The organism is Streptantibioticus cattleyicolor NRRL 8057 = DSM 46488 (assembly GCF_000240165.1).
GTDB classification, from domain to species: domain Bacteria; phylum Actinomycetota; class Actinomycetes; order Streptomycetales; family Streptomycetaceae; genus Streptantibioticus; species Streptantibioticus cattleyicolor.
This window is the reverse complement of record NC_017586.1, coordinates 149,576-176,486: the sequence shown is the minus strand read 5'-3', so window position 1 is coordinate 176,486 and position 26,911 is coordinate 149,576. Positions and strand designations below refer to the sequence as shown.

The following is a 26,911-nucleotide window of genomic DNA, read 5'->3' as shown; positions in this document are numbered from 1 at the left end:
GGCTGGCGGTTGTTGCCGGGGGTGGGTCCGGTGTGGGGTGTGGTTCTGGTGTGGCGGGTGGGGGCCGGGTGGCGGTGGTGTTCACCGGTCAGGGTTCGCAGCGGGTGGGTATGGGCCGGGAGTTGTATGGGCGGTTCCCGGTGTTCGCGGCTGCTTTTGATCAGGTGTGCGGGTTGCTGGATCCGGTGGTGAGGGCGGCTGTTTTCGGTGAGGGCGGTGCGGGGGGTCTGCTGGATTCGACGGAGGTCGCGCAGCCGGCGTTGTTCGCGGTTGAGGTGGCGTTGTTCCGGTTGTTCGGGTCGTGGGGTGTGGTTCCGGATTTTGTGACCGGTCATTCGGTGGGGGAGGTGGCGGCGGCTCATGTGTCGGGGGTGTTGTCGCTGGCGGATGCCTGTGCGTTGGTGACCGCGCGGGGCCGGTTGATGCAGGGGCTGGCGTCTGGTGGGGTGATGGTGGCGGTTGCCGCGGGTGAGGACGTGGTGGCGCCGGTGGTGGCCGAGTTGGGTGGTCGGGTGTCGATCGCCGCGGTGAACAGTCCGGTGTCGGTGGTGGTGTCGGGGGCGGAGTCCGCGGTCGAGCGGGTGGTGCGGCGGTTGTCGGGGCGGGGGTGCCGGACGAAACGGCTGGTGGTGAGTCATGCGTTCCATTCGCCGTTGATGGAGCCGATGCTGGAGGATTTCCGTGCGGTGGTGGCCGGGTTGGCTTTTCAGCCGCCGTGTATCGGGACCGTGAACGAGGCGGTGGCGGATCCGGAGTATTGGGTGCGGCATGTGCGTGACACGGTTCGGTTCGCCGACACCGTCATGGGGTTGCGTGAGCGGGGTGTGACGCGGTTTGTGGAGCTGGGTCCGGACGCGGTGCTGACCGGGGCGGTGCGGGAGTGTCTGGACGGCCAGGAGATCACGGCGGTGCCTGGTCTGCGGCATGGTCATGGTGAGGTCGAGTCGGTGCTGGCGGGGCTGGGTGCGTTGTTCACCGCCGGGGTGGCGGTGAACTGGCCGGAGGTGTTCACCGGGACCGGCGCCCGCCACACCGAACTGCCCACCTACGCCTTCCAACGCCAACACTACTGGCTGGAACCCCCCTCCCGCCCGGACACCGACCTCGCCGCCGTCGGCCTGGAGCCGGTCGATCATCCCTTCCTGCGCGCCGAGATGCCGCTGGGCGATGCCGGCGCGCTCGTACTGACCGGCCGACTGTCGGTGAACCGGCAACCGTGGCTGGCCGACCACGTGGTGCTGGGCACCCCGATCCTTCCCGGAACCGGGTTTCTGGCCCTGGCCTTGCACGCCGCGCGGCGAACCGGCGCCGGCCCGGTGGAAGAGCTCGTCGTGCGCGCCCCCCTGGTCGTGCCGGAGCACGGCGACACCCAGCTCCAGGTGGTGATCGACGCGCCGGACGGCACCGGTCGCCGTGCACTGCGCGTGCTGTCCCGAACGGCGGACACCGCCGGGAACGGCACCTGGACCCGGCACGCCGAAGGCACCGTTGCCCCGCCTGCCGGGCTCCCGTCGGTCGGACCGGCGTCCGGAACCGGCCCGAACGGCGAGGCCGGTCCCGATGCACAGCCGATCGCCATCGCCGCCGCATACGCCGGGCTCACCCGCCGGGGGTACGACTACGGGCCGGCGTTCCGAGGACTGCGAGCCGTCCGACGCGGCGACGGCGAGGTGTTCGCCGACATCGTCCTGGACGAGGCGGCGGGAGACAGCGGTCCCGGGTTCGACCTGCATCCCGCACTCCTGGACGCCGCCATCCAGGCCGCGCTGGTAGGCCTGTTCGAGACCGCGGACGAGACATTGGTGCCGTTCGCGTGGAGCGGTGTCACCGTGCACACCGCGGCCCCGCCCGCCTTGCGGGCCCGCATCTCGAGGACCGGCGCCGACTCGGTGGCCATGATGCTCACCGACCTCGAAGGCAACCCGGTCGCGTCGATCGACTCGCTGGTGCTGCGGCCTGCGCCCGACGCTCCACGCACTCCGCCGGCGGATCGGAGCGAGGCGGCGCTGTTCCGGCTGTCGTGGCTGCCGAAGGAGGTCGGCGCCCACCCCGGCACCGGTCACTGGGCGATGGTGGGGGAGGACCCGCACGACCTCGGTGCCGAGCTGACCGGTGACGGCTCACCGCTCGACCGGTACTCGGACCTCTCCGCGCTGCGGGCCGCGATGGCGGCCGGGGCCCCGACGCCGTCCACGGTGATCACCGTGGTTCCCCCGACCGACGTCACGGACGTCGGCGGCCCGCACCGCGTCCTGCGACTGGTACAGGACTGGCTGGCCGACGGGACGATGGCCGACGCGCCACTGGTCGTCGTCACCACCGGTGCCGTCGCCACGGGGGGCAACGGGCGCCTCGATCTCGACAACGCGCCGGTGTGGGGTCTGCTGCGTACCGCGCAGTCCGAGCACCCCGGCCGTATCGTGCTCGTCGACGTGGCGCCGGGCAGTGAGGGGGCCCGACGGCTCGCCGCCGCGGTGGCCACGGGGGAGCCGCAGCTGGCTCTGTCCGCCGAGGGCGTTCGTGTCCCGCGCCTCACGCGCCTGCCCGTGGACCCCGGCCCGCACCCCGCCGCCGAGAAGCCGATACCCGAGCGCGGAACCGTGCTGCTGACCGGGGCGTTCGGCCGACTCGGCCGGCTGCTCGCGCGGCACCTGGCCACCGAGCACGAAGTGACGAGCATGCTGCTGGTCAGCAGGAGCGGCCCCGCCACGCCCGAGGCACGCGCCTTGGTGGCCGAGCTGACCGCGCTGGGTGTGGACGTGCGAGCCGAAGCCTGCGATGTCGCCGACCGCGCCGAACTCGCCGCGGTGCTTCGCGGGCTGCCCGCCGATCGACCCCTCACCGCTGTGGTCCACACGGCCGGCGTGCTCGACGACGGCGTGCTCACCGAGCTGAGTCCGCAGCGCCTCGACGCGGTCATGGGTCCGAAGGCGGTGGCGGCGAAGAACCTGCACGAGCTCACCGCCGACATGCCGCTGTCGGCGTTCGTGCTGTACTCCTCCATATCGGGCCTGATCGGCGCGGCGGGCCAGGCCAACTACGCCGCCGCCAACACCTACCTCGACGCGCTCGCCCACCATCGCGCCCGACTCGGACTCCCGGCGATGTCGCTGGCGTGGGGACTGTGGGACCAGCGGGGCGGTATGGCGGCGGCGCTCAGCGCCGGCGACCTCAACCGGATGGCTCGCTCCGGAATAGCGACGTTGTCCGAAACCGAGGGGCTAACACTCTTCGACGCCGCTCTTCGGCGGAGCGAGCCGCTGCTCGTACCACTGCGGCTGGACACCGCCTCCGCCACGGACGGCGGGAACGCCCACCCGCTGCTCCGCGAACTGACCACGAGCGCGCCGCGCCCGGCTCGCCCAGCGGCCGTACCGGGCCGTCCGGACGGACCGCGCCGCGTCGGAGAGGAGGTGACATCCCGTCCTGGGCGACTGCTGGAGTTGGTGCGCGCGGAGGCGGGGCGAGTCCTCGGTTACGACGGGCGGGACTCGATCGGTGCCGACCGCACCTTCAAGGAATTCGGACTCGACTCGCTCACCGCCATCGAGCTGCGCAACCGGCTCAACGCGGTCACGGGATCGCGCCTGGGGACCACGGCCGTGTTCGACTACCCGACCCCACGGGCCCTCGCCGACCACTTGTCCGGCGAACTCACCCCGAGCGGCGGGACAGCGGACACGACGAGTTCGCCGGCGGGCGATCCCGATGATCCTGTGGTGATCGTCGGGATGGCATGTCGTTATCCGGGTGGGGTGGGTTCTCCGGAGGACTTGTGGTCGCTGGTGGTCGAGGGCAGGGAGGGGATCACCGGTTTTCCGGAGTCGCGTGGCTGGGACGTGGAGGGGTTGTATCACGCGGATCCGGATCATCCGGGGACGACGTATGCGCGGGGTGGCGGGTTCCTGCACGACGCGGGTGAGTTCGATGCCGGGTTCTTCGGGATCTCGCCCCGTGAGGCGACGGCGATGGATCCGCAGCAGCGGTTGTTGCTGGAGGTTGCCTGGGAGGCTTTCGAGCGTGCGGGTATCGACGCGGACTCACTGCGCGGCAGCCGGACCGGGGTGTTCGCCGGTGTCATGTACCACGACTACGCGCCGGCGGTGGACCTGGTTCCGGACCAGCTCAGCGGAGCGGTTCTGACCGGTAGCGCGGGCAGCGTGCTCTCGGGGCGGGTGGCGTACCAGTTCGGCCTGGAGGGGCCTGCCGTCTCGGTCGACACCGCGTGCTCGTCGTCACTGGTGGCACTCCACCTGGCCGCACAAGCACTGCGGTCGGGCGAGTGCTCGCTCGCGCTGGCCGGCGGGGTCACGGTGATGTCCACCCCGATGACCTTCGTCGACCTGGGTCACCAGCGGGCCTTGTCCCCGGACGGCCGGTGCCGCGCGTTCGGCGCGGGCGCGGACGGCACCGGCTGGGCCGAGGGTGTCGGCCTCGTGGTGCTCGAGCGGTTGTCGGACGCACGCCGACAAGGCCACCAGGTACTCGCGGTGCTCAAGGGCTCCGCGGTGAACTCCGACGGCGCGTCGAACGGCCTGACCGCCCCGAACGGTCTCTCGCAGCAGCGGGTCATCCGCCAGGCGCTGGCCTCGGCCGGTCTGACCCCGTCGAACGTCGATGTGGTCGAAGGGCACGGCACCGGCACCAAGCTCGGCGACCCGATCGAAGCCCAGGCGCTGCTGGCCACCTACGGCCAGGACCGCGAAACCCCGCTGTGGCTGGGTTCGCTGAAGTCGAACATCGGGCACACCCAGGCTGCCGCCGGGGTCGGCGGCGTCATCAAGATGGTCATGGCGATGCGTCACGGCGTCCTGCCGCGGACGTTGCACGCCGAGCGGCCCTCGCCGTTCGTCGACTGGTCGCAGGGGGCCGTCGCTCTGCTGGACCGGAACCACGACTGGCCGCGGACCGGTCGGCCCCGCCGTGCCGGTGTTTCCTCGTTCGGCATCAGTGGCACGAACGCGCACGTCATCCTCGAGCAGGCGCCGGAGCAGCCGGCGGCCGGGCACTCGGACGCCGTGACGCGGCTCGGAGTCTCCGCCTTCCCGGTGTCAGGCCGGGGATGGGCGGCGTTGGCCGGCCAGGCGACCCGGCTGCGGGCCGCGCTGGCCGACTCACCGGACACCGACGTGGCCGGGTTCGGCGCGGCACTGACCAGCCGCGGGGCCCCGCATCCCCACCGAGCCGTGGTGATCGCGGAGAACCGCCATGAGCTGCTGGCCGGCCTGGACGCGATCGCGGCGGGCCAGTCGGAGAACTCGGCCCTGGTGGTGGCGGGAGCCGGTGAAACCGACCACGACGGCCCGGTCTTCGTCTTCCCCGGGCAGGGGGGCCAGTGGCTCGGGATGGGCATCGAGCTGTGGAAGAGCAGTCCGACGTTCGCGGAGCTGATGCGGACCTGCGACGAGGCGTTGGCGCCATGGGTCGACTGGGACGGTTTCTCGTTGTGGGACGTGCTCGCCGGGGTGCCGGGCGCGCCGAGCCTCGACCGGGACGACGTCGTCCAGCCGGCGCTGTTCGCGGTCGGGGTTTCGTTGTCCCGGCTGTGGGCATCGCTCGGCGTGCGACCCTCGGCTGTCGTCGGGCACTCCCAAGGTGAGTTCGCCGCCGCCGTGGCGGCGGAGGCGTTGTCGCTGACCGAAGGCGCGCGCGTCGTGTCCCTGCGATCTCGGGTGCTCCGGCGTCTGGCGACGCAGGGCGGCATGGGCTGGCTGAACCGATCGGCGGACGAGGTGCGCGAACGCCTGGCCGGTTGTCCCGCGCTCGGCGTCGCCGCGGTGAACGGACCGATGTCCACGGTTGTCTCCGGGGCCACCGCCGAGCTCGATCAACTCCTGTCCGTCTGGGAGTCGGAGGGAGCGCGGGTCCGGCGCGTACCGATCAACTACGGGTCGCATTCGGCGGAAGTAGAGGTCGTCCGGGCTGAGCTGGCCGACACGCTGGGGGTGGTCGAGTGCTCGCCCGGCACGGTTCCGTTCTACTCGACGGTGACCGGCTCATTGCTCGACGGCCGCAAGCTCGACGCCGACTACTGGTACCGGAACCTGCGCGAGATGGTGCGTTTCGCGGAGGTGGTTGACCAACTGCTCAGCGACGGGCATCGATCGTTCCACGAAGTGGGCGCGCACCCGGTACTCGTCCATGCGATACAGGAACTCGCCGAGGCCAGGGGGACGTCGGTCACGACGGTCGGAACGCTGCGCCGCGGCCACGGCGACGCGCGGGAATTCCTGCGCAACGCCGCCGAGGCGTTCGTCGGTGGTGTCGACGTGCGGTGGTCCGAGCTGTTCCCCTCGGGTCAGCAGCCGGTGCGACTGCCCACCTACGCCTTCCAGCACACCCATTACTGGATCGAGACGCCGCCCAGCCGCTCGTCCCGTGGCACCGAGGTCGACACCGGGTTCTGGAAGATGGTCGACCAGGGCGACCTCGACGGACTGACCACGGCGCTCGCCATCTCCGACGACGCTGGCCGCTCCTCACTGGGCACCGTGCTCCCGGCCCTGTCGTCGTGGCGTGAGCGCAGCCGGCAGCAGGCGACACTGGCCGGCTGGCAGTACCGCGTCACCTGGCGCCCCACCGAGGGATCGGACCGACCGCTCACCGGCCGTTGGCTGGTCGTGGTGCCGGCGGAATGCGCCGAGCCGGCGTGGCTCGGGCAGGTCATCGCAGCGCTGAGCGCCCGAGGGGTTCAGGTCGGCCGCCTCGACGTCCCCCGAGCGGCGGATGCCGAGGCGCTCCGTCACGAGCTCGTCAGGGCGCTGGACGGCGAACCGGCCGGGAGCATCTTGTCGTTGTTGGCGATGGACACGGCCGAGGACACCGACGCTGTGTCCGTGCCGGTCGGCCTGAGCGGCACGCTCGCGTTGGTGCGGGCGGTGAGCGGGCTCGGCTTGTCGACCCCGATCTGGTGCGTGACCCAGGACGCGGTCGTCGTCCGGCCGGGAGACGCCGTCACCCAGCCACGGCAGGCCGCGCTGTGGGGGTTCGCCCGGCACGCGGGGTTGGAGCAACCCGTGTCGTGGGGTGGCGTCGTCGACCTGCCACGCGAGGTCGGCCCCGCGGACCTGGCGGCGCTGGCCGGGGCGCTCGGAGACGGCGAGAGTGAGCTGGCGGTGCGAGGCGGCGCGGTGTTCCGCCGCCGGCTGACCCGGGTCACCGCACCCGCGCCCCGGACGCGTCAGCCGCTCGTCGAGCGCAGCGCTCTGATCACCGGCGGCACCGGCGCTCTCGGGGCGGAGGCGGCGCGCTGGCTCGTCCGGCGCGGCGCGCGACACCTGGTGCTGGCCAGCCGTCGTGGCCCGGCCGCACCCGGCGCGGCCGAGCTGGCCGCCGAGCTGACCGGGCAGGGCGCCTCGGTGTCGGTGGTCGCCTGCGACGTGGCCGATCGGGCGCAGCTCGCCGACCTGCTGGCCGACTGGCCGGCCGAACATCCGCTGACCACGGTCGTGCACACCGCGGGCGTGCTCGACGACGGCGTCATCGACCGGCTCACCCCGGAACGCTTCGAGCGGGTCTTCCGCCCGAAGGTGGCCGCCGCGTGGCACTTGCACGAGCTGACGAAGGACCGCGACCTCGTCGACTTCGTCCTGTTCTCGTCGTTCGTCGGCACGGTCGGCCCGGCCGGCCAGGCCAACTACGCCGCCGCGAACAGCTCGTTGGACGCACTGGCCGCGCACCGCAGGGCCCTCGGTCTGACCGGGACCTCCATCGCCTGGGGACTCTGGCAAGGCCCGGGGATCGCCGACCGCGAAGGAGTGGAGCACCAACTGGCGGCCCGCGGCCTGCGCGCGATGGACCCGCGCCGCGCCGTCCAGGCCATGGACCAGGTGATCGACCGCGACGAGACGGCCGTGGTCGTGGTGGACGTCGAGTGGTCCTCGTTCGCCACCGAACTCGCCGGCACCCGATCGATGTCACTCCTCGCCGAGCTGCTCGAGGCGGGGAAGGACGACCCCGAAGGGCCGGCGGACGGAGCGGCCGACACCGGTGTGCGCGAGCGGCTCGTCGGCCTGCCCGCCACCGAGCGGACGTATGCGATCACCGACCTCGTCCGGGCCACGGTGGCGGCCGTGCTCGGACATCCTGACGTCAGCTCGGTCGAGTCAGGGCGCAGCTTCCAGGAATCCGGTTTCGACTCGCTCACCGCCTTGCGGTTCCGGAACCGGCTCGGCGTGGCGACCGGTTTGCAGCTACCCGCCACGCTGATCTTCGATTACCCGACGCCCGCCTCGGTCGCCGAGCTGGTCCACGCCGAGCTGTTCGGCGAGGACGCCGGGGCCCACGGGAGCGAGACCGGTGAGGGCGTCGACGACGCAGGGCTGAAGAAGATCATCGACCGTATTCCGATCGCCACGCTGAGGCAGGCCGGGCTGGTGGACGCCTTGCTCCGGTTGGTCGGGACCGTTCCCGAGGGCGAGCCGGCCGACAGCGCCGGGCCCACGACCGCGATCGACTCGATGGACATGGCTGATCTCATACGCGCCGCATACGGCCGAGCCGACGCGAGCGACCGAGCGGAGGGGCCGACCTCATGACCACCCCGTCCATGAACGAGCTCGTTGACGCGCTGCGCAACGCACTCAAGGAGAACGAGCGGATCCGGCAGCGGCTCGGCGACGTCGAGGCGCGCAGCCGGGAGCCGATCGCCATCGTCGGCATGGCCTGCCGCTACCCGGGTGACGCCCACAGTCCCGAAGCCCTGTGGCAGCTCGTGGCCGACGGTACCGACGCGGTGTCCGGCTTCCCCACGGACCGCGGCTGGAACCTGGACGAGCTCTACGACCCCGACCCCCGGAAGGTGGGCCGGACCTACTCCCGGGGCGGTGGTTTCCTGCGGTCGCCGGACCTGTTCGACCACGAGTTCTTCGCCATCCCCCCTCGGGAAGCGACCGTGATGGACCCGCATCAACGGCTGCTCCTGGAGACCTCGTGGGAGGCCTTCGAACGAGCCGGGATCAGCGCCGACGCGGTACGTGGAAGCCAGACCGGCGTGTACGTCGGCGTCAGCTACCAGGACCACATCTCGCTGCGCACCGTGCCGTCGGCCTACGAGGGCTACGTGCTGACCGGCAACATCGCCAGCGTCGTCTCCGGACGGCTGTCCTACGCGTTCGGTCTGCAGGGGCCCGCGGTCACCGTGGACACGGCGTGCTCCTCCTCGCTGGTCGCGCTGCACCTGGCCGCCCAGGCGCTGCGCTCGCGGGAGTGCTCGCTTGCCCTGGTCGGCGGGGCGACGATCATGTCGGGCCCGGCTTCGCTGATCGAGTTCGCCCGGCAGCGCGGGATCGCCCCGGACGGCCGGTGCAAGGCATTCAGCGACGAGGCCGATGGCATGGGCTGGGCGGAAGGCGTCGGCGTGCTCGTGGTCGAGCGGCTGTCCGACGCCCGGCGCAACGGCCACCAGGTGCTGGCCCTCGTGACAGGCTCCGCCCTCAACCAGGACGGCGCCTCCAACGGCCTCACCGCGCCGAACGGCGCCGCCCAGCGCCAGGTGATCCGGGCCGCGCTGGCCAACGCCGGTGTGGCCTCGACCGACATCGACGCGGTCGAGGCGCACGGCACCGGCACGAGGCTGGGCGACCCGATCGAGGCCCGGGCCCTGCTGGACACCTACGGCCGGGAGCGAACGGCGGACACGCCGTTGTGGATCGGATCGCTGAAGTCGAACATCGGACACGCGCAGGCGGCGGCCGGCGTCGGCGGCGTGATCAAGATGGTCATGGCCATGCGCCACGGGCAGTTGCCCAGGACGCTGCACGCCCAGCGGCCGACCTCCCACGTGGACTGGTCGGCGGGGACGGTCCGGCTCCTGGCCGACCGGCGGCCGTGGCCCGACCGGGGCCGTCCCCGGCGGGTCGCGGTGTCGTCGTTCGGGATCAGCGGGACCAACGCGCACGTCATCCTGGAGCAGGCCCCCGATGACCCGGTCGAGGCCGCGTCGGTGCCGACGGGGCGGGCCGGCACCGGTCCGTGGCCGTTCGTGGTGACCGGTCGGGGCGCCGCCGGGCTGCGCGGTCAGGCCGAGGAGCTGCGCTCCTTCGTCGAGCGCCACCCGGAGCTGGAGCCGGCCGACGTCGGACGAAGCCTGGTCACCACCCGCGCCGTGCTGGCCGACCGTGCCGTGGTGGTCGCCGAGGACAGAGCGGCCCTGCTGGCCGGTCTGTCCGCGCTGGCCGCCGGCACGGACAGTCCCGCGGTGCACGTCGACCGGGCGAGGGAAGGCCGCCTGGCGATGGTCTTCACCGGGCAGGGTGCCCAGCGCGCCGGAATGGGGCGAGAGCTGGCGGCGCGGTACCCGGTGTTCGACGCGGCGCTGGACGAGGTCTGCGCGGTGGTCGACGAGCTGCTGGGCCGATCGCTGCGCGAGCTGATGTGGGAGGGTGGTCCACTGCTGGACCGCACCGAATTCGCCCAGCCGGCGCTGTTCTGCTTCGAGGTCGCACTGTTCCGGCTCGTCCAGTCGTGGGGCATCCGCCCCGAGTTCGTCGCCGGTCACTCGGTCGGCGAGATCAGCGCCGCGCACGTGGCCGGCGTGCTGTCCCTCGCCGACGCCGGACGCATGGTCGTGGCGCGCGGCCGGTTGATGCAGGCGCTGCCCGACGGCGGTGCCATGGTCGCGGTGAACGCCGCCCCGGACGTGGTGGCTCCGCTGATCGCGGCCGAGGACGGGGTCTCCGTGGCCGCGGTGAACAGCCCCGACTCGGTCGTGGTGTCCGGCGCGGAGGAACCGGTGGCACAGGTCGTGGCCCGGTTGACCGCGGCCGGGTACCGGACCCGTCGGCTCACGACCAGCCACGCGTTCCACTCGCCACTGATGGACCCGATGCTCGGGGAATTCCGGGCCGTCGTCGCCGGACTCACCTTCGGCGCGCCCGACATCCCGGTGGTGTCCACCCTCACCGGTGCCCTGGCCGACGCGGCCACGCTCGGCGACCCCGAGCACTGGGTCCGGCAGGCGCGCGAGCAGGTGCGTTTCGCCGACGCGGTGGCCACCCTGCACGAGCGAGGCGTCACCCGCTTCCTGGAGCTGGGGCCGGACGCGGTGCTCTCGGCCATGGTCCGGGAATGCCTGTCCACCGACCCGCGGGTCACGGCGGTGGCCGCCTCCCGCCGTGACCGGCCCGAGGCCGTTGCCCTGCTCGACGCGGCCGGTCGCCTCTTCACCGGCGGCGGCGAGGTGAGCTGGGCGGCGCTGTTCCCCGACGGGAGCCGGCGGGTCGACCTGCCGACCTACGCCTTCCAGAGGCATCGGCACTGGCTGCCGCGCGACGGCTCCGCCGCCCCGGCGCACTCGGACCCGCCTTCCGCCCCCGTTCCCGAGCCGAGCGCCGAGGCCCGGGTCACGGACGTGCTGGCCGTCGTGGACCAGCGTCGTGTCGTGAACGATCTGATGCGGACCTCGGTCGCCTTGGTGCTGGGCCTCGACTCGCCGGCCGAGGTCGACCTGGAGAGCACTTTCCAGGACCTGGGCTTCAGCTCGCTCGCGGCGGTGGAGCTGCGGGACCGGCTGAACGCGGCGCTCGATCTCCGGCTGGCCGGCACCGTGGCCTTCGACCACCCCACCCCCGCGGCCCTCGCGTCGTACCTGGTCGGGCTGGTGACCGACGCGGCTGACGAGGAACCCGGCACGGCCGTCCCCCTTGCCGCGTTCGCCGACGATCCGATCGTCGTGGTCGGCATGGCCTGCCGCTACCCGGGTGGGGTCGGCTCGCCGGAGCAGCTGTGGGAACTGGTGGACGGCGGGCGCGACGCGGTGTCGGGGCTGCCGACCGACCGGGGCTGGGACCTCGACACCTTGCTGCACCCGGATCCGACGCGTCAGGGCGCCACCCATGTGCGCGGCGGTGGCTTCCTCGACGACGTTGCGCAGTTCGACGCGCGGTTCTTCGGGATCTCGCCGCGCGAGGCGGCTTCGATGGACCCGCAGCAGCGGCTGTTGCTGGAACTGACCTGGGAAGCGCTGGAGCGGGCCGGGATCGACCCGAAGTCGGTGCGGGGCAGCCAGACCGGTGTGTTCGCCGGCACCAGTGACCAGGACTACGCGGACCTGCTCCGAGGCAGCGCCGAGCTGGCCGACGGTTACCTGCTCACCGGGACCTCCGCCGCGGTGCTCGCCGGGCGGGTCTCCTACCAGTTCGGCCTGGAGGGGCCGGCGTTGACGGTCGACACGGCCTGCTCGTCCTCGCTGGTGGCGATGCACCTGGCCGCGCAGGCGCTGCGTTCCGGGGAGTGCGCGCTGGCACTGGCCGGCGGGGCCACCGTCATGGCGACCCCGGTCGACCTCCAGGAGTTCGACAAGCAAGGGCTGTCCGCCGACGGTCGTTGCAAGGCGTTCGGCGCGGGCGCCGATGGGACCGGTTTCGCCGAGGGCGCCGGCCTGTTGGTGCTGGAGCGGCTCTCCGATGCCCGCCGCAACGGCCACCGCGTGCTGGCCGTGCTCCGTGGCTCGGCGGTCAACCAGGACGGTGCCTCCAACGGCCTCACCGCGCCCAACGGCCTTGCCCAGCAGCGGGTCCTTCGACAGGCGCTGGCCAACGCCGGCGTGCGCCCCGACGAGGTGGACGCGGTGGACGGGCACGGCACCGGCACGGTGCTCGGCGACCCGATCGAGATCAAGGCGCTGCAGGCCGTGTACGGCCGGCACCGGGGGGAGGGCGAGCCCCTCTGGCTGGGCTCGCTCAAGTCCAACATCGGCCACTCCCAGGCAGCGGCCGGGGTCGGCAGCGTCATCAAGATGATCATGGCGATCCGGCACGGTGTGCTGCCGAAGACCCTGCACGTGGACCGGCCCTCGGAGCACGTCGACTGGGAGAGCGGAACGGTCCGGCTGCTCGGCGACGCCCGGCCGTGGCCGACGACCGGGCGTCCCCGACGGGCAGCGGTGTCGTCGTTCGGGGCGAGCGGGACCAACGCGCACGTCATCGTTGAGCAGGCCCCGGACACCGAACCCGAGGGGGGACCGGCGGACCGGTCCCACGCGCCGCAGGTGCTGCCGCTGCTGCTCAGCGGCCGCGGCGAAGCCGCGCTGCGCGGCCAGGCGGTGCGGTTGCGCGAGCACCTCATGACACTCGGGGCGGCCGGCCCTGCGGAGCTGGCCGACGTGGCGTTCTCACTGGCCACCACCCGCTCCTCGCTGGATCACCGGGCCGTGGTGCTCGGCTCCGACCTCACCGAACTCCTGTCCGGGCTGGATGACCTGGTGGCCGGCGCCACCCCGGTCACCGGACCCGTCAGCTCCGGCGACACCGATCCGGTGTTCGTGTTCCCGGGCCAGGGCGGGCAGTACGCCGGGATGGCCCTGCGGCTGTGGGACTCCTCGCCGGTCTTCGCCGCGTCCATGGCGGAGTGCGAGGCGGCGCTCGCGCCGTACGTGGATTGGCACGGCCACACCCTGCGCGATCTCCTGGCCGGCGCGGACGGCGTGGACCTCGAGCACGCCGAGCACGTCCAGCCGACGCTCTTCGCGGTCATGGTCTCGCTCGCCCGGTTGTGGATCTCCCGAGGGGTGGTGCCCTCCGCGATCATCGCGCACTCCGTGGGAGAGGTCGCGGCCGCGCACATCGCCGGCATCCTCACCCTCGCCGACGCGGCCCGGGTCCTGACCGCGCGGGCGCGCGTGTCCGGCCAGGTGACCGGGTACGCCACGCTCTGGGTCGGGCTGCCGGTCGAGCAGGTGCGCGACCAGGTCGCACGCCTGACCGGCGTGCACGTCAGCGCGATCAACGGTCCGCGATCGGTCGTCGTGACCGGTCCGCTCGACCGGGTCGCCGCGCTGCGGGCCGAGTACGAGGCCGCCGGTGTCCGCGCGCGTCCCGTCCCGATGGACTACCCGACGCACTCCCCGGACATGGCGGTGGTCGAGGACGAGCTCCTCGCGCTCCTGAGCGACATCCGCCCGGCCACCGCCTCGGTGCCGTACTACTCCACGACGTTCGCCCGCCGGGTGGACGGCGACGAACTCGACGGCCGGTACTGGTTCACCAACCTCGTGCAGCCGGTACGGTTCCACGACACCGCCGCCGTGCTGCTGGCCGACGGGTACCGCGTGCTGCTGGAGGTGGCCCCGCACCCGCTGCTGGCCCCCGCGATCGAGGAGACCGCCGAGGAGCGCGGCGTCGAGGCGACCGTGCTGACGACCCTGCGCCGCGGCGAGAACGACCCGGAGACGTTCCTGCGATCGACGGCTGCCGCGTGGCGGGCCGGGCTCACCGTGGACTGGTCCGCGGCCCTCGCCGGCACCGGGGCGCGCCGGGTCGGCCTGCCGACCTACGCCTTCCAGCGGCAGCGCTACTGGCCGACCGTGTCGGCGACCGCGCCCGGCGACCTGGCCGCCAGCGGCCTCGAACAGGTCGATCACCCCCTGCTCGGGGCGAAAGTGACTCTGGCGGGTGACGCCGGCTTCCTGTTCACCAGCCGGCTCTCGCTGCACGCTCACCCGTGGCTCGGCGACCACGCGCTCTTCGATCGACCGCTGCTGCCCGGTACGGCCTTCCTGGAGCTGGCCATCCGCGCAGCCGACGAGGCGGGCCTCGGCCGGCTGGAGGAGCTGACCATCGAGGCGCCGCTGATCCTGCCGAGCCGGCGCGACGTGCTGGTCCACGTGCTCGTCGGGGCTCTCGACCGCGACGGCCGCCGCACCGTCGAGGTCTACTCCCGGCCGGCGGAACCCGGCGAGGCCGTGGCCGCCTCGTGGACGCGGCACGCGTCGGGGAGCGCGGTACCCGGCGACAACCCGGAGCCGGCGCCGTGGCCGACGGACGTGGCCTGGCCGCCGACCGGGGCGACCGAACTGGACGTCGCCGGATCGTACGAGCGGCTCAGCGCGCTCGGTTACCACTACGGCTCCGCCTTCACCGGGCTGCGGCGGGCCTGGCGGATGGGTGACCAGGTCTTCGCCGAGGCGGAGCTGCCCGAGGGACTCGCGGCCGATGCGATGCGTTTCGGCCTGCACCCGGCCCTGATGGACACCGGCCAGCACAGCCTGGCGATGGGCCGGCTCGACTCGCGGGGGGCCGACCCGGACGACCCCGGCGTGCGAGCGCCGTTCTCGTGGTCCGGGGTGCGGCTGCTCGCCTCGGGCGCCGCGGCACTGCGGCTCGTGTTCTCCCCGACGGGGCCGTCCTCGTGGTCGGTGGACGGGTTCGACACCACCGGCCGCCCGGTGCTGAGGGTGGACTCACTGGCCGCCCGGGAGGTCTCCGCCGAGCAGCTGCGCGACGTCGGCACCGCACACGGCGACGCGCTGTTCGAGCTCGGCTGGGTGCAGTGCGGACCGGCCGAGGCCGGTCCGGGGGCGAGCACCGAAGGACCGGTCGGCTGGCTGGCGCTGTCCGATCCGGCGCGGACCGCGCCGTCGGAGGACGAGCACACGGTCGATGCGTGGTCCCACCCCGACCTGGCCGCGCTCGGCTCGGCGGTTGACGGTGGCGCACCGCTGCCCGAGCTGGTGGTGCTGCGCGTTCCCGGCCACCGGGCACCCGAGTCGACGGTCGACTCGGTGCACACCGCGGTGAACGGCACGTTGCGGGTGCTACAGGACTGGCTCACCGATGCCCGGTGGGAGCGGTCGCGGCTGGTCGTGGTGACCGACGGCGGACTCGTGGGCGCGGCGGTCGGTGGTCTGGTGCGCTCCGCACAGTCGGAGAACCCGGAGCGGGTGGTCCTCGTCGAGCGGGCGTTCGCCGATCCGGAGCCGGCCGGGGCGCGGTCGGTGGAGGCGCTCGCCCGCGCCGCGATCGAATCGGGTGAGCCGGAGGTGTCGGTTCGCGACGGACGGCTGTGGTCGCCCCGCCTGAACAGGGTCGCCGCCGAGGCGCTCCGGGAGCCCGCCGGGCCGGCGCCGGACGAGCGGTCTTCGGTGTGGGGTACCGGGACCGTGCTGCTGACCGGGGCGTCCGGCGTGTTGGCCGGGTTGGTGGCCGAGCACCTCGTGGCCGAGTGCGGGGTGCGGCGGCTGGTGCTGGTGTCGCGGCGGGGTCCGGCCGCTCCTGGCGCCGATGAGCTGGTCGAGCGGCTGACCGAGGCGGGTGCCTCGGTGCGGATGGTCGCGTGTGACCTCGCCGTCCGCCATGAGGTGATGGACCTCGTCGGCTCGGTGCCGCCGGAGTTCCCGCTCAGCGCCGTGGTGCACTGCGCGGGTGTGCTCGACGACGCGACCGTGGGTTCACTGACCCCCGACCGGGTCGATGCGGTGCTACGGCCCAAGGTGGACGGTGCCTGGCACCTGCACGAGGCCACCCAGGACGCCGAGCTGTCGGCGTTCGTGCTGTTCTCCTCGGCCGCGTCGGTGTTCGGCGCCGCCGGCCAGGCGAACTACGCGGCGGCCAACGCGTTCTGCGACGAGCTGGCCGAGCACCGGCGAAGGCTCGGCCTACCGGCGGTGTCGATCGCCTGGGGATGGTGGGCCGAGGCCAATGGGATGGGCAGCCACCTCGGAACCCAGGACCGGGCCCGGATGGCACGCACCGGTATCCGCCCGGTGGACAACGCGTTCGGTCTCACCCTGTTCGAGGCGGCCGCCCGCCGGCAGGGCCGGGTCATCGCCGCCCCGTTCGACCTCGCCGGCCTCTCCACCGCGGCCACGGTCCCGGGACCGCTGCGCGGGCTGGTGCGCCGTCCGGCGCGGCGGGTCGTCGAACCCCACCTGGCCGGGGCGGCCGGACCTCGCGAGGGCCTGGCCGCACTGGAGCCGGCCGAGCGCGACCAGGCCGTCGCCGAGCTGGTGCGCACCCATACCGCGGCCGTGCTCGGGCACTCCTCGAGCAACGCCTTCGACGACCGGCAGCCCTTCAGCGCTCTGGGGTTCGACTCACTGACCGCGGTGGAGCTGCGCAACCGGCTCAACACGGCCACCGGGCTGCGGCTGCCGGCCACACTGATCTTCGACTACCCCTCACCGGCCGCCCTGATCGAGTTCGTGCGGGGCGACATCGGCGGCGGGGCGGTCGCCCCGGCCCGGCCGGCCGTCAGCGCGACCGCAGCCGGGACCGGGGACGACCCGATCGCGATCGTGGGCATGGCCTGCCGCTTCCCGGGTGGGGTGAGTTCGCCCGACGACCTGTGGGACGTCGTCGCCGAGGGGCGGGACGTGATCGGCGCCTTCCCCACCGACCGGGGCTGGAACCTGGCCGAGCTCTACCACCCTGATCCCGATCACCCCGGGACCACCTACACCCGTGAGGGCGGCTTCCTGCACGACGCCGACCAGTTCGACCCCGAGTTCTTCGGCATCTCGCCGCGCGAGGCGATCACGATCGACCCGCAGCAGCGGCTGTTGCTGGAAACGGCCTGGGAGTCCCTGGAGAACGCGGGCGTCGATCCCACCTCGCTGCGTGGCAGCCGGACCGGCGTGTTCGTCGGGCTGATGTACCACGACTACGGCTCGCGGCTGCACACCAAGCCCGAGGAGTTCGAGGGCTATCTGGGCAACGGCAGCGCCGGCAGCATCGCGTCGGGCCGGGTCGCCTACGAGTTCGGCTTCGAGGGCCCCGCTGTGACGGTGGACACGGCGTGCTCGTCATCGCTGGTCAGCATGCACCTGGCGGCGCAGACGCTGCGGTCGGGGGAGTGCTCGCTCGCGCTGGCCGGCGGTGTGACGGTGATGGCGACGCCCGACCTGTACGTGGAGTACAGCCGGCTGCGCGCGAACGCCGCGGACGGGCGGTGCCGGGCGTACGGCGCGGACGCGGACGGCACCGGCTGGTCCGAAGGCGTGGGCCTGGTGGTGCTGGAACGGCTGTCCGACGCGCGGCGCAACGGACACCAGGTGCTGGCACTGCTGGCCGGCTCGGCGCTGAACCAGGACGGCGCGTCGAACGGGCTGACCGCCCCCAACGGTCCGTCCCAGCAACGGGTGATCCGCCAGGCCCTGGCCAGCGCCGGGTTGTCCGCCTCCGACGTGGACGTCGTCGAGGGACACGGCACGGGGACCCGGCTCGGCGATCCGATCGAGGCCCAGGCGTTGCTGGCCACCTACGGCAGCGAGCACACCGAGGACGCCCCGCTCTGGCTGGGGTCGATCAAGTCGAACATCGGCCACACGCAGGCGGCGGCGGGCATCGCCGGCACGATCAAGATGATCATGGCGATGCGGCACGGGATCATGCCCAGGACCCTGTTCGCAAAGACCCCGTCGCCGCAGGTCGACTGGTCGTCGGGCGCGATCGCGCTGCTCGACCGGGCTCGGGAGTGGCCGGATCGTGGCCGGCCCCGCCGGGCGGGGGTGTCCTCCTTCGGCGTCAGCGGGACCAACGCACACGTCATCCTGGAACAGCCCCCGGCCGAGTCCGCCGCCCCGGCCCCGCCGCCCGCGGCGACCCTGCCGTTGTGGCCGCTCGTGCTGACGGCTCGCGGGCCCGCGGCCCTGCGGGGTCAGGCGGACCGACTCCGCTCCTCCCTGCGCGACCGGCCCGACGTGGCGTTGGCGGACGTCGCCTACTCCCTGGTGACCGACCGGGCCCGCCACGATCACCGGGCGGTACTGCTCGCCTCCGACCGCGCGCAGGCCCTGGAGCGGTTGGCCCAGTACGCGGACGGGGACGACGGAGCCGGGGTCGTCGGCGATGTGGCCCGGCGGGGCCCGCTGGCGATGGTGTTCACCGGTCAGGGCGCGCAGCACCCCGGCATGGGCTCGCAACTGCACCGGCAATTTCCGGTCTTCGCGGCCGCGTTGGACCAGGTGTGCGATCAGCTGGATCCCGCCGTCCGGGAGGCCGTCCTCGGCGACGGGGAGGATCGGCTCGACGCCACGGAGGTCGCCCAGCCGGCGCTCTTCGCGGTCGAGGTCGCGCTGTTCCGGCTGTTCGAGTCCTGGGGTGTCCGGCCGGACTTCCTCACCGGTCACTCGGTGGGCGAGATCGCGGCCGCGCACGTCGCCGGCGTGCTGTCGCTGCCGGACGCGTGCCGGCTGGTGTCGGAGCGGGGCCGGCTGATGGGGCGGCTCGACCCGGGCGGTGTGATGGTCTCGGTGACCGCCGGCGAGCAGGTGGTCGCCCCGCTCGTCGCGGAGTACGCCGAAGCGGTGTCGATCGCGGCGGTCAACACCCCCGGTTCGGTGGTGCTCTCGGGGCTCGAACCGGCCGTCACCGAGATCGTGCGGCGCCTGACCGAGGACGGATACCGCACGAAACAGCTCGTCGTCAGCCACGCGTTCCATTCGCCGCTCATGGACCCGATGCTCGACGAGTTCCGCGCCCTGGTCCATGGCCTGGCATTCCAGCCGCCCCGCATTCCGATGGTGGGCGGCGAGGAGATGACGGATCCGGAGTACTGGGTGCGGCACGTGCGCGACACGGTGCGGTTCGCCGACACGGTCTGCGAACTGCACGGCGCCGGCGTCACCCGGTTCCTCGAGATCGGCCCCGACGCGCCGTTGACCGGCGCGATCCGCGAGTGTCTCGTCGAGCCGGACGTCGTCGCGGTCCCCAGCCTGCGTCGGCACCGCGACGAAGCCGACACGGCGCTCACCGCACTCGGCACGTTGTTCGCCGCCGGAGTGGAGGTCGACTGGCCGGCCCTGTTCGACGGCACCGGGGCCCGGCACACCCCGCTTCCCACGTACGCGTTCCAGCACCAGCGGTACTGGCTCGACATCCCCGAGCCGCCGGCCGGTCTCGCCGCGGTGGGCCTCGACCCGCTCGACCATCCACTGCTGCTGGCCGCCGTGGAGGTCGCCGGCGGCGAGGCCGTGCTGCTGACCGGCCGGCTGGCGCCGCAGACCCAGCCTTGGCTGGGGGAGCACGTACTGTTCGAGCAGGCCCTGCTACCCGGCACCGCCTTCGTGGACGTGGCGCTGCGGGCGGCCGAGCAGGTCGGCTGCACCGTGCTCGACGAGCTGACGATCGAGTCGCCCCTGCTGATCGCCCCGGCGGGCTCGGTCGCGCTGCAGGTTCTGGTGGAAGCGGCCGACGAGGGGGGCCGCCGGAGGATCACGATCTCCGCCCGCCCCGACGGCGACGCCGACGACACCCCCTGGACACGGCACGCCACCGGAACGGTGTCCGGCTCAGGGAGCCTGCCGGAACCCGATCCGCTCACCGAATGGCCGCCGCGGGGAGCCGACGTCGTCGACGTCGCCGGCGCGTACGACCTGTTCGCCGAGGCGGGCCACGACTACGGGCCCACGTTCCAGGGGCTGGTGGCCTGCTGGCGGCGCGGTGCGGAGCTCTACACCGAGGTGGCGTTGCCGCCGAGCGGGACCGACGTCGAGCGCTTCGGCGTGCACCCGGCGTTGCTCGATGCCGGTCTGCACGGCGGCGTGCTCCAGGCCCTCACCTCCGACACCCCCCAGGGTCTGGTGCCGTTCTCCTGGACCGGAGCGCGGCTGTTCGGCTCGGGCGCCACCGCGCTGCGCGTCCGGGTCCGACCGGTGGCCACCGACACCGTCGCCCTGGACGCCTTCGACGACACCGGCGCTCCCGTCTTCAGCGTGGCGGCGCTGTCCTCACGCCCGGTCTCCGCCGACCAGCTCCGCGCCGCCGCGTCCCGCGACGACTCGCTGTTCGAGATCAGTTGGGTCGAGTGCGGCCGGGTCGACGACATCGCGCCCCGCTCCGAGGCCACCGTGCTGGACGGCCCGCTCGGGCTCGCGGAGCTGATGTCCGGGCGGGACGAGGCAGCCGAGGTTCCGGCCCTCGTGGCGGTGTCGGTACCGGGGGAGGGGCTCGCCGTCACCGCAGACGTCCACGCGGCGGTCAACGGCGTGCTGCGCTCGGTGCAGACGTGGCTGGCCGATCCCGCCTGGGAGTCCTCGCGGCTGGTGGTGGTGACGACCGACAGCCTGACCGGCGCGGCCGTGCGGGGCCTGCTGCGCTCGGCACAGTCGGAGAACCCCGACCGCATCGTCCTCGTCGAGGGTGGCGCCGACGCGACCACCACCGCGGCGCTGCACGCGGCCGTGGAATCGGGTGAGCCGGAGGTCTCGGTGCGCGGCGGTGTCCTCCGGGCCCCGCGGCTGGCCCGCCTGCGGACCACCGACACCCCGCAAGCCACCTCGTGGTCGGCCGGAACCGTACTGATCACCGGTGCCTCGGGCGCGCTCGCGGGGCAGGTGGCTCGATACCTCGTCACCGACCACCAGGTGCGCCATGTGGTGCTGGCCTCCCGGCAGGGCGACAACTCGCACCGGACCGTCCGGCTCGCTGCCGAATTGTCGGAGCTCGGCGCCGCGGTGCGCGTCGTCGCCTGCGATGTCGCCGACGGCGAGCAGGTCGCGGCCCTGGTGCGCTCGGTGGAGCCCGAGTTCCCGCTCACCGCGGTGCTGCACTGCGCCGGAGTGCTGGACGACGGCGTGTTCGACTCCCTGACCGCCGAACGGGTCGACGCGGTGTTGGCCCCCAAGGTCGACGGCGCCTGGCACCTGCACGAACTGACCCGGGAGCTGGACCTCTCCGCGTTCGTGCTGTTCTCCTCCTCCGCCACGGCCTTCGGAGCGCCGGGCCAGGCCAACTACGCCGCCGCCAACGCCTTCCTCGACGCGCTGGCCGTCGAGCGACACCGGCAGGGCCTCCCCGCGGTCTCGATCAGCTGGGGCTGGTGGGGCGAGGACAGCGGTATGACCGAGAACCTCAGCGAGACCGACGTGGCTCGCATGGGGCGGGGCGGAATGCTGCCGATGGCGACCGCCCAGGGCCTCGAGTTGCTGTCCACAGCGGCCGATCTGGCTCGCCCGAACGTGCTGGCCGCTCGCCTCGACCTGGCCGCTGTGCGGTCGGCCGGCACGGTGCCCGCCCTGCTGCGCGGCCTGGTGCGGCGTCCGGCCCGGCGCGCGGCGACATCGTCGGTGGCGGGACTGGAGGCGGTGCGACTGGCCGGTTCCTCCGTGGCCGACCAGGTGAAGGCCGTCGGTGCACTGGTGCGCGAGCAGGTCGCCGCCGTGCTCGGCCACCCGAGCGGCGCCTCGGTCGACATGACCCGCGCCTTCCACGAGGTCGGGTTCGACTCGCTCACCGCGGTCGAACTGCGCAACCGGCTCAACACGGCCACCGGGCTGCGGCTGCCGGCGACGCTGGTGTTCGACCACCCCACCCCTGAGGCGCTGGCCGCATTCGTCCGGTCCGAGCTGGTGGGCGACGAGGCCGACACCGCCGACGTCACTCCGGCCGGGCCTGTCACCGCGATCGGTGACGACCCGATCGTGATCGTCGGCATGGCCTGCCGGTACCCGGGCGGGGTGAGTTCGCCGGACGAACTGTGGAGGCTGGTGGCCGAGGGCCGGGACGCGATCACCGGCTTCCCGGTCGACCGCGGCTGGGATCTGGCCGGCCTCTACGACCCGGATCCCGACCAGGTCGGCACGACGTACGCCCAGGGGGGCGGATTCCTCGACCACCTGGCCGAGTTCGACTCCGACTTCTTCGGCATCTCGCCGCGCGAGGCCATCGCCATCGACCCGCAGCAACGGTTGTTGCTGGAGACGGCCTGGGAGTCGTTCGAGAACGCCGGCATCGTCCCCTCCGTCCTGCGCGGCGGCCCCATCGGGGTGTTCGTGGGCGCGAACGGGAGCGACTACCCCGCACTGCTGGCCCGCGACCCCGGTGACTTCGGCGGCCGGGTGCTGACCGGCAACGCGGCCAGCATCATCTCCGGGAGGTTGTCCTACGCGTTCGGCTTCGAGGGGCCGTCCGTCTCCATCGACACGGCGTGTTCGTCCTCGCTCGTGGCCATGCACCTGGCGGCCCAGGCGCTGCGCTCCGGCGAGTGCTCGCTGGCGCTGGCCGGCGGGGTCGCCACGATGGCCACCCCCGGCATGTTCGTGGAAATGGCGCGGCAGCGGGGCTTGTCCCCGGACGGTCGGTGCCGGGCCTTCGGTGCCGGAGCGGACGGCACCGGTTGGGCCGAGGGCGTGGGCCTGCTCGTGCTGGAGCGACTTTCCGAGGCCCGCCGCAACCACCATCGCGTGCTGGCTGTCCTGGCCGGCTCGGCGGTCAACCAGGACGGCGCCTCGAACGGCCTCACCGCGCCCAGCGGCCCGTCGCAGCAACGGGTCATCCGTGCCGCGCTGGCCAATGCCGGCTTGTCGGCGAGCGAGGTCGACGTGGTGGAGGGACACGGCACCGGGACCCGGCTCGGCGATCCCATCGAGGCGCAGGCCCTGTTGGCCACCTACGGACGCGACCGCGAGTCCGGCACCCCGCTGTGGCTGGGTTCGATCAAGTCGAACATCGGGCATTCGCAGGCCGCCGCCGGCGCCGCCGGAGCAATCAAGATGATCATGGCGATGCGGCACGGTCTGTTGCCCCGGACGCTCCACGCCGAGACCCCGTCCCCTGAGGTCGATTGGTCCTCCGGTGGGGTGGCACTGCTGGACCGGGCCCGCGACTGGCCCCAACAGGGCCACCCGCGGCGGGCGGGCGTGTCCGCGTTCAGCCTCAGTGGAACCAACGCACACATCATCCTGGAACAACCGCCCGAGGACCGCACCACGCCGCCGACGGCGCCGGCCCCGGACGAGGGCTCCGCGCGCAGGCGGGTGCAGCCGGTGGTGTTGTCGGCCCGGGGGCCGGCGGCCCTGCGCGCCCAGGCGGCGCGCCTCCACGCCCACATGACCGACCGGCCCGAACTGACGCCGGCCGACGTCGCGCGGTCGCTGGTGACCGATCGCGCGATCCACGATCACAGGGCGGTGGTGCTCGCCGCCGACCGCGAGCAACTGCGCGAGCGACTCGCGGCGTTCGCCGACGACACCTGCGCGCCCGGCGTGGAGGCCACCGGTGTGGCCGGCAGCGGTGGTCTGGCCGTCGTCTTCACCGGCCAGGGGTCACAACGAGGTGGGATGGGCCAGGAACTCCACCGCGATTTCCCGGTTTTCGCGGCGGCGTTCGACGAGGTGTGCGCGGCCTTGGACCCGTCGCTTCGGGACATGATCTTCGATGAGGACGACGCCCGGCTGAACACCACCGAGTTCGCCCAGCCCGCGCTGTTCGCGATCGAAGTGGCCCTCTTCCGGCTGTTCGAGTCCTGGGGCATCCGGCCCGACTTCGTCACCGGCCATTCCGTCGGCGAGATCAGCGCCGCCCACGTGTCGGGCGTGCTGTCGCTGACCGATGCCTGCGCGTTGGTCACCGCGCGGGCCCGGCTCATGCAGGGGCTCGCGCCGGGCGGGATCATGATGTCCGTCAACGCCGGTGAGGACGTGGTGGCGCCGCTGGTGGCCGAGCAGGGCGCCGGGGTGTCGATCGCCGCGGTCAACACGCCCGAGTCGGTGGTCGTCTCCGGCACCGAGCTCGCCGTCGGTGAGGTCGGACAACGCCTCCGCGACGCCGGATACCGCACGAAGCGGCTGGCCGTCAGCCACGCGTTCCACTCCCCGCTCATGGACCCCATGCTCGCGGAATTCCGGGCCGCGCTCGACGGTCTGGAGTTCCAGCCCCCGCGGATACCGATGACCAGCAGCGAAGTGGCCACTCCCGAGTACTGGGTCCAGCACGTCCGGAACGCGGTGCGGTTCGCCGACACGGTCCGCGAACTCCGGGCAGGCGGGGTGACCCGCTTCCTGGAGTTGGGGCCGGACGCGACCCTGACCGGTCTGGTCCGCGCATGCGTGACCGGTGCGGATGTCGTCGCCGTGCCCGGCCTCCGGCGAGGCCGTCCCGAGACCGAATCCGTGCTCGCCGGGTTGAGCACCCTGTTCGCCGCCGGGGTCGAGGTCGACTGGCCGGCCCTTTTCCCCGCGGGCGGCGCGGGACGCACCCCGCTGCCGACGTACGCGTTCCACCACACGCGCTACTGGCCGGACACGCCGGAGACACCGGCCACGGCGACAGCCGACCCGGACGCCGTGGACAGCCGGTTCTGGGGATTGGTGGAACAGGGCGACCTCGACGCGCTCAGCGCCGAGCTGGACACCGAGGAACGGGACGGCCTTGGCGCCGTGCTGCCCGCACTGGCCCGGTGGCGCCTCGGCCGGCGTGAGAAGACGGTGGTGGACAGCTGGCGCTACCGGTTGAGCTGGCGGCCCGTGCCGACCCGGCGCGAAGGCACGCTCACCGGCACCTGGCTGCTGGTGGTGCCCGCCGGCCACCGCGACGATGCCTGGGTCGCGCCGATCGAAGCGGCGATGACCGCCGCCGGGGCCGAGGTCCGTGGCCTGGAGGTCGGCGAGCACCAGCTGGATCGGGCCGCGCTGGCGACCCGGCTCGACGAGCCGCCGCTCGCCGGGGTGGTCTCGTTGCTCGCGGTGGAGCAGTCCCGCGTCCCGGGGCACCCGGGCGTGCCGGCCGGTCTGGCCGCCACGGTGAGCCTGGTCCAGGCGTTGGAGGACCGCGGGATCGACGCGCCCCTGTGGTGTCTCACCCAGGGCGCGGTGAACGCCGTCCCCGGCGACGGCCTCGACCATCCCGACCAAGCCCTGCTGTGGGGTTTCGGACTCACCCTCGCACTGGAACGCCCCGACCGCTGGGGCGGTCTGGTCGACCTGCCGGTCACCCCCGACGACGCCTCGGCGGACGGGCTGGTTCGCCTGCTGGGCGACGGCGGCACCGGGGAGCAAGCAGCGCTGCGGGACGGAGTCGTTCTGGGCGGCCGACTGGTCCGCGCCGAACCGGATCAGCCGCCGCGTCGCAGCTGGCGACCGTCGGGCAGCGTGCTGGTCACCGGCGGCCTCACCGGCCTGGGCGCCCGCACCGCGCGCTGGCTGGCCGAGCAGGGCGCGCCTCACCTCGTGCTCACTTCCCGCCGGGGCCGTGAAGCACCGGGCGCCATCGAGCTCGAAGCCGACCTCACCGCCCTGGGGTCCTCGGTGACCATCGCCGCCTGCGACGTCGCCGACCGGGGCCAGGTGAAGGCCCTGCTCGCGAACCTTCCCCACGACCTGCCGTTGACCGCCGTGTTCCACAGCGCGGGGGTGGCCAACGACGGCGTCATCACCGAGCTGACTCTCGACCGGCTGGACAACGTGCTACGGCCCAAGGTGGAGGGAGCGTGGAACCTCCACGAGCTGACCCAGGACCTGGACCTCTCGGCCTTCGTGCTGTTCTCCTCGGCCGCCGGCCTCATCGGCTCACCCGGCCAGGCACACTACGCGGCAGGGAACGCCTTCCTCGACGCCCTGGCCCACCACCGGCGGGCGCGCGGTCTGCCGGCCACGACGATCGGCTGGGGCCTGCTGGCCGGCGGAGGCATGGCCGACGACACCGGCGCGACCGACCGGGCGAGCCGTCGGGGTCTGCACCCGATGGATCCCGGCCCGTCGCTGGCCGGACTGCGGCGAGCACTGGACGACGACGAGACCTACATCGCCATGACGCACGTCGACTGGACCCGATTCATCAAGGCGACCGCGGGCACCGTCAAGTGCACGGTCATCAGCGACCTGCCCGAGTACCGGGCGGCGTTCCCGGTGGCCGCCGCGGGGGATCGGCTCGCCGAGCCGAACGGCGGGTCCCGGTCCTGGGCGCGGCTGGACGCTCTGGACGGCGACGAACGCGACGCCGTGCTACTGGAGTTGGTGCGGGCGCAGGTGGCCGAGGCGCTCGGTCACAGCTCGACCGAGGCCCTGTCGCCGACCAAGGCGTTCGTCGAGCTGGGTTTCGACTCCCTCGCCGCCGTCGAGCTGCGGAACCGGCTCGTCGCGGCGACCGGGCTGACGCTGCCGGCGACGCTCACCTATGACCACCCGACCTTGCTGGCGCTCCGTGACCACCTGCGGACGGCGATGTTCGGCGCGGACGCCGACCGGGCCGAGTCCGCGCTGGCCGAACTCGACCGGCTGGAGGAGGTGCTCTCGGCCGTGACGGCGGACGACGGCATCGACGAGGCGGCCAAGGACCAGGTGCTGCGGCGAGTCCAGAAGATGGCCGCCGCGCTCGCCGATCAAGGCGGCCGTTCCGAGCAGAGCCGGCTCATCGCGGACGCCGACGACGACGAACTGTTCGACTTCATCAATCGAGAACTGGGCGGTCCCGGCCAGTGA

At 73.1% G+C, this 26,911-nt stretch carries 2 protein-coding genes (1 of these 2 only partly in view); both read left to right on the top strand.

The annotated features are described in order from the left end of the window. Nucleotides 1-8,537: the 3' portion of a type I polyketide synthase gene (locus tag SCATT_RS00630; protein WP_014140914.1), read on the top strand. Its footprint begins 4,513 nt before the window's first position; the window shows 8,537 of its 13,050 coding nt (coding positions 4,514-13,050); its start codon lies off the left edge, out of view; its stop codon occupies nucleotides 8,535-8,537. Then, a complete protein-coding gene (locus tag SCATT_RS00625; protein WP_014140913.1) occupies nucleotides 8,534-26,911 on the top strand; it encodes a type I polyketide synthase in 18,378 nt (6,125 codons plus the stop codon). Before SCATT_RS00630 ends, SCATT_RS00625 begins: the two co-directional genes overlap by 4 nt.

Coding starts and splice junctions, on each gene's coding strand:
- SCATT_RS00625 (WP_014140913.1), top strand. CDS start 8,534: ATGACCACCCCGTCCATGAACGAGCTCGTTGACGCGCTGCGCAACGCA.